The sequence below is a fragment of the Pseudoalteromonas sp. 2CM39R genome (genome assembly GCF_023161845.1).
The window spans coordinates 125,805-139,205 of sequence record NZ_JALNTM010000005.1; the positions used below are offsets into that span (position 1 = coordinate 125,805).

Genomic DNA, 13,401 nt, shown 5'->3' on the forward strand with positions numbered 1-13,401 from the left:
CCCAGATAAACCGAGCACCTTTACGGAGTAATTTATTGAATGGCTTTTTTTACTTCGCGCCAATCAATAATCTTAAAGTTTTGCGGTGCTTGTGGCATACGGTTGTAACCATCTTGCACAATTAGCACCCCTTCAGGGTAGCCCGGTAGCGCAGCTGGTGTTACCGTTAGGCCATCGGTTTCTGATACGCCATCTATTGCTAACTCTAGGTTATTGCTGATTGCAAATTTACCCGCAAACTCAAGGCTAGGGGTATTGCCATCAATAATTTTATAAAGCACATAGCTGTAATCACCTTGGCTAGAAACCACTAAATAGCGGGAATCTTTTGCGTGGTAGATTTCCATGCCTTCTACATCATCAACCAACATATCGTTCACGGTTTGCAGCATTACAGGTTTATTTCCTGCTGTTGGCTCAGCGCCAATAAACCAAATACCTTCGTCTTCTTCACCTAAAAATAGCTGTGCAGTTTTATCATCTGCACTGCAACCTTCAGGTTGGCTTGGGACACTAAATTCGCGTACTAGTTGTGCTGATACGCTCTCATTATTACCAGTTAATTTGTATTGCTGAAATAGACCTGATTTGTCATTCATAAACACATAGTTGCCTGTGTTTGATGAGTACATACACATACCGTAAATTTCTTTTAGAGTCGTTGGCAGCTCAGCAAGATGTTGCACTTGATTGTGAGTATCGACGCTGTAAACACTGATGCTGTTATGAGTACGGTTACTACCTGCAATCCAGGTATTTGTTGCGTTGTTGATACTGGCATGTTGGCGCACATCAACATTATTTAAACGGCCTGTTTCTAGCGCTTGTAGCTCTTTGCCTGCAAGGTCATACACCATTAAACCGCGGCGTTTATCGGTACCTAAAATCAGGCTTTTTGCTGCATTTTTAGGGTTTACCCAAATAGCAGGGTCATCGGCGGCATCACCAAAAGCACGTACTGCATCGGTTTGCGCTTGTGCATTGATGTAAGTAACAGCGGCTGTTTTAGCGCTATTATGTTGTTTAGCCTGCCCATCTATTTGACCTTTTACATAATGACCTGATTCATCATCGTATAACACGATATCAGCTTGATTATTGTTAAAGCGCACTGCGGCAGATTCAATCGCCAGTTCACCAGCAAATTGCCAGCTACTAAAACGTTTAGTACTCTTTTCGTAGCGATGTAATTGGTTATCTTCAGAGGTGGTGAACCATAAGCTACCATCATCTGTTGTGGTTAAACCGCCAACTTCAGGCGCTAAGCTGCCAAATGGCGACATCAAAGCCACGGGCTTTTTATCGGCGCGCGATTCAGCATCTGCGTTAATTTGCCAAATGCCTAGCTCGCCTTCACTTAAATAAAGAGTTTTACTGTTATCATCAACCGCACAGCCTGATGTTTCACTTACGCCGGCAAACTCACGTAATTCAAGGTTTAACGCGCGTTTGTTTGCCATATCAAACACCAGTGTTTCGCGGATAAGACCACGAGCGTCTGCCACAAATGCCGAAACTGCTTGAGTTGTCGGGTTAGCAAATAAACACACCGCCTCAGGTTTTGCTTTTGGTGGGCTGATACGGCTAATTTCAGTTAGCTGCCATTTAGCTGCTTTTTGTAAGCTAAAAATCACCGCTTGGTCGGCTTCGTTGTCGATACTAGCAACAAGATAGCTGTTTTTGTTGATCGCCTTAACAGATAACGCTTCGAAGTTACCTTTTTGTAATGCGTGCTGTTTACCTGTGGCATCAATAAGTTGCAGGCCTTGGCTTTGTGAGCTTAATAGCCAAGCGTCATCAGCAAGGGCTGCTGCTTGTGAGCCTTGCATATTTTCAGTCGTGCCAAAGGCTGTTAATTGGTTTTTACTTGGTGCCTCGGTCGCCGTTGTTTGGCTACACGCTGCTAGGGTGCTTAGCATCACTGCACTGGCAACAAGATTAAGTGGTTTTTTAAAATTCATGGGATCCCCAAATATACAACAAGGCAGCAATACGCTGCCTTAATAACTCTTATGTGTATTAAAACGCGTAGCGCAGCATCAACTGGATAACAGGGCCTGCTTCTTCAGACTCCAGTTCATACTCGTCAAAGTCGCGGTTGATTTGGTCATCAACCGTGTCGAACTTGTTAAAGGTTTCGTCTTTACTTGCATCTAATAGGTTTGAGCCCACTAAACGAAGCGTGACGTCTTGCCAGCGTTTTTCTACAAATACTTCAAGGTCTGCGCCGTAGTGTGTGGTTACTTCTTCACCCACGATACGGCCATAAGCATCACCTTGTTTACGGTAAGTTGCACCGAACGAAGCGCCTAAATCAGGTAGGTCTTGAATAAAACCAACGTTAAACACGTAGTCAGATTGGTCGTTGAATTTACGGCTACCGAAAGTGTCATCTACTTCTGAATCAAGCCATGAGTAGTTAAAGAATACCCCTGTGTTTGGCATGCTAATAGCGCTTAGCGGCGTTGATAAATCAAGCTCGATACCTTGTACATTGCCATCACCGGTGTTACGCGGTTGCAAAATGTAAGTACCATCACCTTCTGAACCTTGTTGGCCTGTATTGGCTATTTCGATAAGGTCAGTGACATCGCGGTAGAACACATTGATACCCACGACGCCGCTTTTACCTAAGCGATATTCATAACCTAAGTCCATACCCCACGATGATTCTGGTTGTAGGTCTGGGTTACCTAAAAAGTCGTTATCGCCTAACTCTTTTTCAAGTAGAGCAGGGGTGATGTAATCAAAGTCAGGACGACGTAAGCTACGTGCTACAGATGCACTGACACGGCCGTTTTCAGAGACGTTGTAGCGTAAATGGGCCGATGGTAAAAAGAAGTCATAATCGTTTTCAGCGCTTACACCTTCTGCTTTGTCTGTAATAGTTGAGTCGGTTGTTTCGTAGCGCACACCTAACTCCCACGAGAAGTCTTGGTCTTCGTGCTTAACTAATGCAAATACATCAAGGCGGTCTTCTTCGAGTTTATTGACGCCACCAGCGGCTGCTTCAAACTCGTTGTTAAAGCCTGCCAGTGACAGTGGTGTTTTGCTGAACTGATCCCAGCTAGTAAAGCTTTGTTCGCTTTCACCTTCGGCTTGATAAACCGCAGTATCGCGCTCTTTACCTTGTACAAAGGCACCGAATTGAATCGTTTTGTTCTCGCCTGCAAATAAGCTATGTTGCCATTGTAATGACCATTCTTTGTCATCAAGGTCTACAGTTTCTTCTTCTTCCTCAAACACCATAGGTAGCTCAGAAGTATCGATTTCTACTTCTTGCTCGTAAACAGACTCTTCAAAGCTTGCAAAACCAAGCTTAAATTTACTGGTGCCACCAAAAAGGGGTAACTCATAACCCGAGTTGATGTTGTAGTTGGTTTGATCGATGAAAGATACATTGGCGTTGTCGGTCTCAAGGTTACCGCCTTCAACAATTGAGTTATTGATTGCTGTTGGATCGTCATATTCGAATGAACGCTCATCTTCAGTACGGTCGGTATCAACCCAAATTGCGCTGATATCGAACTTGCTGCCGTCATCAAAAGCAATTTCGTAGCTGGCGTTTAGCGAGGTGTCGTCACCGTCACGGATGTCTGATTGATCTTCGCGGTTATCGAATTCTTCGGTTTTGTAATTGGCGTTATTCTCTGGGCTGTCGCCATAGCGTAGGCTTGATTTTTGTTTTGGGTTATAACGACCTTGTAAGTTCGCACCAAGTAATAAACGGCCACCAGCAAACTCAGTGCCGTAAACACCAGCAAAGCTTTCTTTTAATTCGCCATCATCATAACGCAGACCGCCCGCACGAAGGTAACCACCATCTAGGCTGTAACCGTCACGTAATACAATGTTTAGAGTGCCGGCAATGGCATCAGCAGAGCGGTTTGCACTTGAAGCACGAATAATTTCTACACGCTCAATTAGCTCAGCAGGAATACGGTCAACAAAGAATGAGCGGTCAGCACCTGCACCAGGTACTTCTTCACCGTTAATAAGTACCTTGGTGTAAGCTGGGCTTAAGCCACGCATACGTGCACCATCAGACTCTAAAACATCTGATAAAAACGTCACACTCGGTACGCGTTTTAATGCATCACCGGCAGTCAGCGGTTCAAAACGTTGAAAGTATTCTTGTGAGTATTCAAGCGTTGGTGCCAGCTCCTGTGAGCGGTTGCGATAACCAATTTCGCCGTATACAACAAGCTCTTCAGAGACTTTTACTTTTTTCTCATCGCTGCTTTGTTCGTCTTGTGCGTAAGCGGCAAATTGGCATAAGGCGAGGGCGCTTACTAACGCCTTCGTTTTAAATTGTTTCATGGGTTTGCTCCTGGTTGTCCTTGGTTTGATGAGCAAAGTACGCAGCTTAAATGACGCAAATGTGACAGAAAATCGCTAACAGCCAGTAAAAACAAGTGATTAGAGGCTTTTAAAAGTACTTTTGAGCTGCAATAACCCCATCTTTTTAAGGTAAATACAGTGCTTAAGGGGTTTAACAAGATTTGACTGTCGTTTTGCTGTCACATCATTGAGCTAATATGACCCTGCTGCTTTAAACGCTAACGAGTTAGCATGGCAGCGTGAATTATTGTTAGGTACTGAGAATGCGATATAACCCTTTTACTCATCATCGTTGTTTAACCAATGCTGTTATTGCTCTGTTTGTATTTGCGTTTTTGCTAAGCGCGCAAGCAGGAGAATTAAAGCCTTTTGCTGATATCGCATGGTTAGATATTTTAGGCGAGGGTGGCATTGTGCTTATGACCCTTACTTGGATAGCTGCGCTGCTTATTTCGAGGCCGCCCGGCAAAGTCACCAGCTTTTTAGTGCTTGGGCTTGGGCTTTTTATGTTTTCAGCTTCCCTTGATTTATTTGATGAGTGGTTACATCAACCAACTAACACGTGGCTTACTTGGATTGAATCATTGCCTGCGCCGATTGGCATGATTTTCACAAGCCTTGGGCTTTATCAGTGGCATCAAGAGCAATATGTACTTAACAGGCAGTTAAAGCGCCGTGAAGCACAGCATCGTGAGCATGAGTTAGTGTGCTCAATAACAGGGCTGTATAAGGCTGATTACTTACAAGATGTACTAAAAGAGCAGTTAAGTGAGCCACAGCCATTGCAACTAGCCGCCATTGATATTCGCGGTTTTGCTGATTTTAACGCTGAATTTGGTTTTATTGAAGGCGACCGCTTACTAGGTGAAGTGAGCGAGCTTTTATTGATGAATTGCCGCCTTAGCGATGTCGTGTGTCGCTATGCAGGAGACTGCTTTATGGTGCTAATGCCAAATACCAGTGCAGTACAAGCAAAAGAGCTGGTGGCGCAAATTACCTCGGCGCTGAGCCATTGTGCTTTTAAGGTCGAAGGCGAAAAACACGCAAAGTTTCAAGATGTAACAGCGGCCTTAGTGGGTAGTATGCAAAGCGATACACCACAAAGTTTAAGCTTGCGTTTACACGCTAAGTTACAACAACAAAAACTACAAAGAGTCAGCCATTGTGAAGCCGTATCTTAATCAAGATGACAAATACCTCACCGCACAGGGACTGATCACCACGCTGGTGGAGCTGGCCTTAAGTCGCGGCATTGCACTACATAAGTTACTCAGAGGCACTGGGGTGTTTGAGCAAGACTTAATGAGTGTGCAGCATCAGTTTAGTATTTCGCAGCAAGTGCGTTTATTGGCGCAATTTAAGCAGCTGATGAAGTCCGCCGACAGCGGTTTTTTATTAGGCAGTCAACTGGCAAACGATACCTCTGTTGCCGCCCAAGGCGTGTTACATGCAGCTCACATTGGCCAAGCTTTAAAGCAGTTACACAATTTGCGCATGCAACTGGCACCTTTGTTATTTAGTTATAGTTATGTGCATAACGAGCAGTATTACATTGTGCTGCAAAATGCTGTGGGCTTGGATGATGAAATAAGCCAGTACGTCATGGAAATTTATAGCGCCGCGTTTTACCAAGTTCTAAAAAAGGTGGCGGGTGAGCGAGTCCCTTGTCAGTTTGAGTTTGCCTATAAACGCGCCAGACATAGTCAAGAATACGAGCAGCATTTAGGCCTTAAAGTCGCTTTTGAAAAGCCTATAACCCGCTGGGTATTAAATAAACACGCGCTTAGGCTTACTAACCCCGCGTTTAGTAGTTTTAGGTTCTCACAAATTAACTCGCAGCTAGCTGCATTAAATTCTGCAAATAGCACTTTTGTGGAAGCAGTAAGCCGATTAATTTATCAAACTCCGGCGTTAAATTTAGATCAAGTAGCCAGCCAATTTGCCATGAGCCCTGCAACCTTCAAGCGCAAACTGAAAGCCCATGGCGTGCGGTTTTCTACCTTGTATGATGAGCAAAGTAAGCGCAAAGCGATTTACCTACTTGCCATGCGCGAGCAATGTAATGAGCAAGTCGCCATGCGCTTATCATTTTATGATATTGCTAATTTCAGACGAGCGTTTAAACGCTGGACCGGGCTTACGCCAAGTCAATTAAAAGGATAAGAAAGCCCATGCTATTACATGGGCTATGGGTGTTATTCACCTAGTGGAGTAGGGTCGTTTTCATCTAAAATGCCATCGTTATCAGCGTCATCATCAGCAATGAGGCCAGACTCTTCTATAGACTGTTGTGTTGCTGTTGATAAGAAGAAGTTAGGTTTACCATCGTGATCTGTGTCCACGCTTGCGATGTGTTGTCCTGGAAAGTCATCTCTATTAGCTATTAACGATGCTTGTAACGCATACAAGGCCAGTTTATCAGCTTCGCCATTTACATCATGCTCTATTAACTCTGCTGTTAAATCTGTAGCATTTAATAAAGTGAATAGTGAAACAAAGCCCTCCATATTCTCTTGTATAACTTTATTTGTTTGGGTTAACACAAAATCTTTACTAAAGCTGACGAGTGTCAATAGCTGGTTATTTAGATCAGCATAAATATCTGCGTATTGTTCACTGTTTGACTGATACTTACTAAGTGATGTTATAAATGAATCTCGGGTAAAGTAGTTTCTACCGACTTTTTCAGGAGATAGTAAGCTATTATATAAGTGCTTTAAGGTAGCATCTAACTTATCGGCATCATAAGTAGAGATATTCGATCTTACTAAGTTAATAGCTTCTAATGCCCATGAATAAGCTATATCAACATGGTCAGTCTCAATTAAATATCCCAAATACTCAAGTAACATCGTGACTTTGTCTTGAGGCTTTTCTAAGCGGTCTAACTGCGTTTTTTGCTTAGTGATAAGTGGAGTTATTTCGTTATCGAGGCCTGTTATTTGAAAAGCACGAATAAGATCAGAATAACCATCGATGACAACACGGGTAGATAATGAGTTGGCATTTTCTTCAAACCAATTAAGGCATTGCTGAGCAGTCTCTTGAGCCTGTTCTTGGCTACCCACAATCATTTCTAAGTTTAGGTGTTTAGTACACCCTTGAGCCCCTACCAATCGATTAGTTTGCGTTTTCCCTTGCTCATCCCAAAACTGTGCTGTGAACATATATTCCTTAGCTTTTTTAAGCAAAGCTAAAGCAATCTCTGGTTGTCCACTATTATAGGCTATCATTGCCGCACCTGGGTCAGAATAACCATCAGCAAGCGCTAAATATAAATCGGTATAATTAGCTTCATCTTGCTCTAAAAAGTAATTTTTGGCCTCAGCAATGGCATCTTCCATTGTATATCCAGCATTTAATGCGGTTACAATCTCGTATGCTTGGGTATTTGCCACAGCATCAGCTTGGTCATCTTTTTCGGAAATTAAGTTATAAGCAGGGTTATCATTAAGCGGTATTTTATATATAAACCCAATGTATGCAGAAAGATCTTGTAAAGGGTTTTGATATACTGCAAGTGTTGCTTCGCCGTAAGGAGAGGCATCAAAAAGATAGTTGCTGTCAAACCCTGAGTGCCCATATAGTGATAGTGCATAGTTTATATAGTACTTTGCCATTTCAGTATCATTTAATTGCATAGCAAAATTAATCACACCCGTTATGAATGTTAATTTTAAACGGTTAATAGGCTGGCCTTTATATTCACCTTTTTTTTGGTATTGATACCCTGTGTTTTCTAGTAACCCCGCGTAAGTTTTTACAACTTGTGTTGCTAAAGTTAAGTTGGTGGTGTTTGGCTCTGTTTGGTATAAATCGACTGCTGCTTGAGTCGCATTTCTAAATGCTGTTATAAAGCGCCCATAAGTTGGTGTGTACTCTTCTTCTCTAACTTGGTTTGCATAAAGCTCAAGAGCTTTATAAAGATCAGCCGCGTCCTCATATTGACCAGCTTCATTAAAATCATTTGCAAGATTAATAAAGAAAGTAGGGTCACTTGGACTAATGTTGTCTAGTCCTTTTTCGGCTATGTATTGATTATATGCAGTTACTGCCTTGTTTCTAAATTCTGCAGCTTCCTCTATTTGAGACAGCTTATTTAAAGTACCTGCAGTTTCTCTATAGGCATTTGCTAGCGAGTCTAACCGGCTAATTGAGCTGTATAACTGATCTGCTTTGTCAATAAAGCCTGCCGTATAGTAACTTTTAGCTAGTTGCGCATTGATAGTATCCAGATAGATATCGTCATTGATTTTTGCCGCAATAGCCTCAGCTTGTTTCAAGTGCGATTTTGGTGAGCTGTAATAGTAACTTAGTTTATCTTCGTTAGTAATGTACGAAGGCTTTAATGAAATTGTCGCTGTAATTGGCTCATCAATAATACCATCGGTATAAGTAATGACAAAGGTGTCATCAATTTCTGTAAGAGATTGTGCTGTATAAGAAAAGTCACCTGTTTGGCTATCTAAGGCTAACTCACCATTCGCGGGTGGTGTTACTACATTAACTGTTACGTTATCGCCATCAACATCACTAAACGTTAGTGTTCCTTCTGTTATAGATGAAGTTGTTACTGTAATTGACTGGTTCGTAAGAATGGGGGCATCATTTACGTTATTAATCGTAAAATTAATCACTGCTTCAGTACTTGATGAGCCATCAGATGCGGCTACAGTAACACTATCTTCCCCAAAATAATTTTCATTTGGTGTGTAAGTGAAGTTGCCATTTTCATCCAAAGAAAATGAACCGTTGCTCGCAGCTGACGCTACAGTATAAGTCAAAGTATCATCATCTTGGGCAATTACTTGACCTGTTAATTGAGTATCTTCTTGTAAAGTGTATGCCATCGAGCCTGTAAACTCAGGAGCTTTATTACTGTCTGATCCTCCACACCCTGTTAAAGCAATCGCAATAGCAAGCGGTAAATATTTTAGTTTGTTATTCATTTTAAATCCTAGTTAATTTATTCCTGAAGGCTGGGGAAGGTTATCACATAAATATTAATGATAATAGATCTTATTTACATTCAATATCCGGGTGTGAAGTGACATTCTAAAAAATAGTCTTTTAAAATGTAATTAAGCCCCACAAAACGAGGGGCTTAATACTTAAAGGGTTTGTAAAAATGCAACTAAAGCATTTTTTTCTTGCTTCGAGAGCTTTAGTTTATGTAATAGCTCAGTCGTTTTAGGAAAGTGGGGATCATTTTTAAACTTAGCTCTTGGCTTAGGGCGAGCTCCACCTGCGTTATATAAATTGACAACTCCCAGTAAACTTTGAAAACCGCCATTGTGCATCCAAGGTGTACTTTGTTGTAATGCTAAAAGAGATGGGGTTCTAAACTTGCCAATATCAGCGGGGTCTTGGGTGGCATCAAAACGCCCTAAATCCTGAAGTCTTCGACCATAAAAATGTAGCCCAGTTACATGGAATTCATTGTCGCTGAGTAAAGCTCCTTCATGACAAGTCATACACCTCGCTTTGGTTCTAAATAGATGTAAACCTTCAAGTTGTTGATCGTCTAAAAGTGCAACTGCTTCACTAGGATTCGTTTGCGCTTTATCAATAAAGCGCGTGAATAATGACTCAGGTACATCAAAGGTGCGCTCAAAAGCAACAAGCGATAGAGCTAATAGCTCTTTATTAAGCGCTTCTTTGCCAAAGGCATTGAGTATTGGTTTTTTATAGTCTTCAGCACGGTTTACTTTTTTAAGCACAAGCTCAACCGAACTGCCCATTTCTATTGGGTTTTCAATTGGCATTAACGCTTGCTGAGCTGCAGTTTTAGCTCTGCCATCCCAAAAGAAGCTTTGCCAATGATCAATACCAATAATGGCTTGGGTGTTTCGTGTGCCGACTTGACCGTCAATGCCGACAGCTAACTTTCGCCTGTCTGAAAACGCTAAACGAGACTCATGACAACTTGCGCAGCTTACCGTGTTATCTCGCGACAAACGAGTATCGTTAAATAGTTTTTCACCTAATGCGATGATCTCATCACTTTGATTAATCGGCTTGGCTTTTAAAGGTTTGAGCGGTGCAGCTGGCACATCTTTACTGCTAATAATAGCTGGCCACTCATGCTGTGGCTTTGCGTATAATTCACGTAATGACTGCTCTTGCGCAAAGGCGCTCGCTGTAAAAATGCTGCACGTAAAGAGAAATAACCATTTATTCATAGTTATACGACACCCCTAACCAAAACATTCTACCGGGTTCAATACCAGAGTTTCCTTCTGTAATAGCATGACTACGTGCGTTGAATAAGTTGCTGATATCAAGGCGAACTTCAAGAGATTGAGATTGACTTATTTGATAATTCCAACGACTACTTAAGGCAAACATAATGCGAGAGTCAAAGGTATGTGCTTCGTATTTTGGCACAAATATTTCAACTGCTTCACACGTAGTACACTCACTACCAATACCAATTCGTTGATCGCTACTAGACTTAATTGCAGTTGTGTAACTGCCGCTGTAAGTTGCTGTTAAACCAGTTGAAAAAGAATCAGTCCAATCTGTGTTCCAACCAAAGTTTGCAGTTACAGGGCGACCAAAATTCGCTTTAAGGGTATCTAATTCAGATAGGCTCATGAGCTCACCCTCATAGGAAACCAGTGTCTCGATAGGGGTGTTGTCAGGAGTTGCTGTGTAGTCGCTATTGCTTTCACTATTTTGGCTATAAGATGCATTGGCCCATATCGAATGGTCGCCAAATTTGGCATCCCAAGACAGCGAATAACGCTCACTTTCGCCAGTACCACTATTATAAATAGTAATATATTGATAACCGTCGTTCTTTAGATTGGTTTTTTCATTTCTGGATAACTGGTCTTTTTTATCACGATGTATGTATTTAACTGCAAAGTTACCGAAACTCTCGGTAGCGTGGCGAAGACCTAAGGCAATTTCATCATCGTAAGGATTTTTTACATTGTCATAAATATAACGAAAGTTACCTGTGTAAGAAGAAGGAAGCCAAGCTTGTAAATAACCGTTTTGAATAGGGCGATACTCACGATAAGCAAACTTTTGCTGTTCTTTGATTTTATAACCGAGTAGGCCTGCATCGTAATAACGGTTTAAACCCGCAGTCAGTAGTGTATTGCCATCGTTAAATACGTCATAACCCATTGAAAAGCGTGGCGCGATATTGTGATTTTTGAAAAAATCATCGTAGTCGTATCTAACACCTAAATGAAAATCAAACTGCTTCCAGGTGATCACATCGGTAGCATACAGTGCTGCTTTATTTAAGCTTACATCGATATTTTCACTTGGTGTGACAAGACGAGAGTTAAAATACTGGGCTGTTGTGGCTACGTTATTAGAGTAGGCAAGTAAGTGCTCTGGGTTATTAAAGTCGATACTTCCACCTAATTGTTCGGCAAGGGTATCTAAATCGACATAAAAGCTTTGCTCAACACAATCAAGGGTATAGCCACTACAATTAAGTTGTTCGTTGGTTGATGAGTATTGAATTGGCGAGTCATACTTATAATAGTTTTGTTGGCGAGTACGCTCATAGTTTTGATGGTTAAGTTCAGCGCCAACGCGAATTGCGTGTTCAGTATTGCCCCACTTTTTACGCTCAAGCGTTAAGGTATTTCGCCAATTAAAGCTTGTTTGCGTATTATCAAGATTGCCATAGCCGCCGTACTCTGAAACAGGAGTTGAGTCGACGCTTTGATCGGCTAATTGACCCCACTCTTTACCTTTTGCTTGAAGCCAAGTATAAAAGTGGGCAGGCCCTGTACGGTTGTTATCACTTTGACTCATATTAAATTTGCTGCTGAAATGACCAAAGCGTGTTTCTTCAGCTAAATTTGCAGTAAAACCAATGCTGCCACCCTCAACTTGATAGTCACTATTGAGAACGTCTTTTAAATAAGAGTCCGATGTATAAGGTGCATACATAACGCTTAAATCAAGTGAATCAACCCAGCCATCGCGATAGCTATATTTCAGTAATGCGTTGATGTTTTCTCTACTTTCGACCTTCTGCGCCGAGAGCGAAATGTCCGAAATATCACTTTTTAAATAGCTTACGCTCATTAGTAAAGCATGCTGTTCATTTAACTTTTTTTGTATTGAAAAATCGATATTAGTTTTTTCATAAACCGGTGGCTCAATGGCGTTTTGCCCTTCAGCAGTGTCATCTGGCTCATCGTTATCGATTATATGGTATTCACCCCAGTCGCTGCGGTTACCACGAATACCAAAGCTCACACGAGTATCTGTAGAAAAAGGTGAAATAGTTTCGGCATCGACAACGCCACCAGAAAAGTCACCAAAGTCTGCTGGAATGTTATGATCGTAAACAGTAATCGACTCAACAATTTGACTGTTAATGTTCATGCTCTGCACACCGCCTGACACCTCATTTTCAGAGGCTCCAATACGGCTCGCACTGGCAGGATCAAGACGATTGTTATAATTCATGCCATCAATCATAAAGCCTGTTTGCCAAGGCTTTGCACCCGAGATACTTATTTCAGGGGCGCTAATTTCAGCAAGGTTATCAATTGAGTAGTAGTCTTCACTTAATTGCACGCCCGGTAGTAAGGCAATCAATTCGTTGATATCACCATTACCTTTGGGGGTTGCTTCGATAAAGTTTCTATCTAAATAGGCACGACCTATCACCTCAGGTACTTCAATTCCGATGTATTGCCCTTTAACAGTAATGCGCTCTATCTCTTTGCATTGCTTATTGTTCTTATCGTTACATTGAGGATCTGTTGTTTGTTGCTTTACTTCATTAGCGTGTAAAGGGGCATTAAGTAAAAGCATCAAACACGCTGATAAGTAGCGCATTTGCATGGTAAAACTCCTGAAATAGTACCAATTAGATTAAAGAGAAGGCCGCTTAAGAGCTGGCAATAGTTAATTACCTTTATTAAATAGCTTAATTTGTTGCATATTTTGCACAAAGGTAAGAGCGGGTAATTGTATCAATTAAAAATGCGAATAGAAATAGATCTCAATTGCATTTGTTGGGTTTTTAACTTTTTAAGGAATATTAAATTCTTTTGGTTTGTATTTTTATGAATTTTT

At 41.5% G+C, this 13,401-nt stretch carries 7 protein-coding genes; 2 read left to right on the forward strand and 5 right to left on the reverse strand.

Annotation, left to right across the window (positions count from 1 at the left end; translation table 11 throughout):
• Positions 1 to 32: 32 nt before the first annotated feature.
• Together MTF66_RS13120 and MTF66_RS13125 are read right to left on the reverse strand one after the other, a co-directional pair.
• On the reverse strand, positions 33 to 1,961 hold the full coding sequence (locus MTF66_RS13120) for a phytase (RefSeq protein WP_248527404.1): 1,929 nt from the start codon (positions 1,959 to 1,961) through the stop codon (positions 33 to 35).
• A gap of 58 nt (positions 1,962 to 2,019) precedes the next feature.
• Positions 2,020 to 4,320, reverse strand: coding sequence for a TonB-dependent siderophore receptor (locus MTF66_RS13125; protein ID WP_248527405.1), 2,301 nt, complete (start codon positions 4,318 to 4,320; stop codon positions 2,020 to 2,022).
• Positions 4,321 to 4,604: 284 nt separating this feature from the next.
• On the opposite strand from MTF66_RS13125, the gene MTF66_RS13130 reads away from it, so the two are divergent.
• Positions 4,605 to 5,522: a sensor domain-containing diguanylate cyclase gene (locus MTF66_RS13130; RefSeq protein WP_248527406.1), complete on the forward strand. Its 918-nt coding sequence runs from the start codon at positions 4,605 to 4,607 to the stop codon at positions 5,520 to 5,522.
• Positions 5,506 to 6,504, forward strand: coding sequence for an AraC family transcriptional regulator (locus MTF66_RS13135; RefSeq protein WP_248527407.1), 999 nt, complete (start codon positions 5,506 to 5,508; stop codon positions 6,502 to 6,504). The genes MTF66_RS13130 and MTF66_RS13135 overlap by 17 nt, the downstream gene beginning before the upstream one ends.
• Positions 6,505 to 6,536: 32 nt before the next feature.
• Here MTF66_RS13135 and MTF66_RS13140 read toward each other — a convergent pair whose 3' ends face one another.
• The 3 genes from MTF66_RS13140 to MTF66_RS13150 form a co-directional block, all read right to left on the reverse strand.
• Positions 6,537 to 9,290, reverse strand: a complete 2,754-nt coding sequence (locus MTF66_RS13140) for an Ig-like domain-containing protein (protein ID WP_248527408.1) — start codon at positions 9,288 to 9,290, stop codon at positions 6,537 to 6,539.
• Between the two features lie 162 nt (positions 9,291 to 9,452).
• Entirely contained in the window at positions 9,453 to 10,523 is a 1,071-nt protein-coding gene (locus tag MTF66_RS13145) for a cytochrome-c peroxidase (protein ID WP_248527409.1), read from the reverse strand.
• Entirely contained in the window at positions 10,516 to 13,167 is a 2,652-nt protein-coding gene (locus MTF66_RS13150) for a TonB-dependent receptor plug domain-containing protein (protein ID WP_248527410.1), read from the reverse strand. Before MTF66_RS13150 ends, MTF66_RS13145 begins: the two co-directional genes overlap by 8 nt.
• Positions 13,168 to 13,401: the final 234 nt, after the last annotated feature.

Excerpts from the sequence above, each read along its gene's own strand:
- MTF66_RS13125 (WP_248527405.1), bottom strand. The coding sequence starts at position 4,320 with ATGAAACAATTTAAAACGAAGGCGTTAGTAAGCGCCCTCGCCTTATGC.
- MTF66_RS13130 (WP_248527406.1), top strand. The coding sequence starts at position 4,605 with ATGCGATATAACCCTTTTACTCATCATCGTTGTTTAACCAATGCTGTT.
- MTF66_RS13145 (WP_248527409.1), bottom strand. The coding sequence starts at position 10,523 with ATGAATAAATGGTTATTTCTCTTTACGTGCAGCATTTTTACAGCGAGC.
- MTF66_RS13140 (WP_248527408.1), bottom strand. The coding sequence starts at position 9,290 with ATGAATAACAAACTAAAATATTTACCGCTTGCTATTGCGATTGCTTTA.
- MTF66_RS13150 (WP_248527410.1), bottom strand. The coding sequence starts at position 13,167 with ATGCAAATGCGCTACTTATCAGCGTGTTTGATGCTTTTACTTAATGCC.
- MTF66_RS13120 (WP_248527404.1), bottom strand. The coding sequence starts at position 1,961 with ATGAATTTTAAAAAACCACTTAATCTTGTTGCCAGTGCAGTGATGCTA.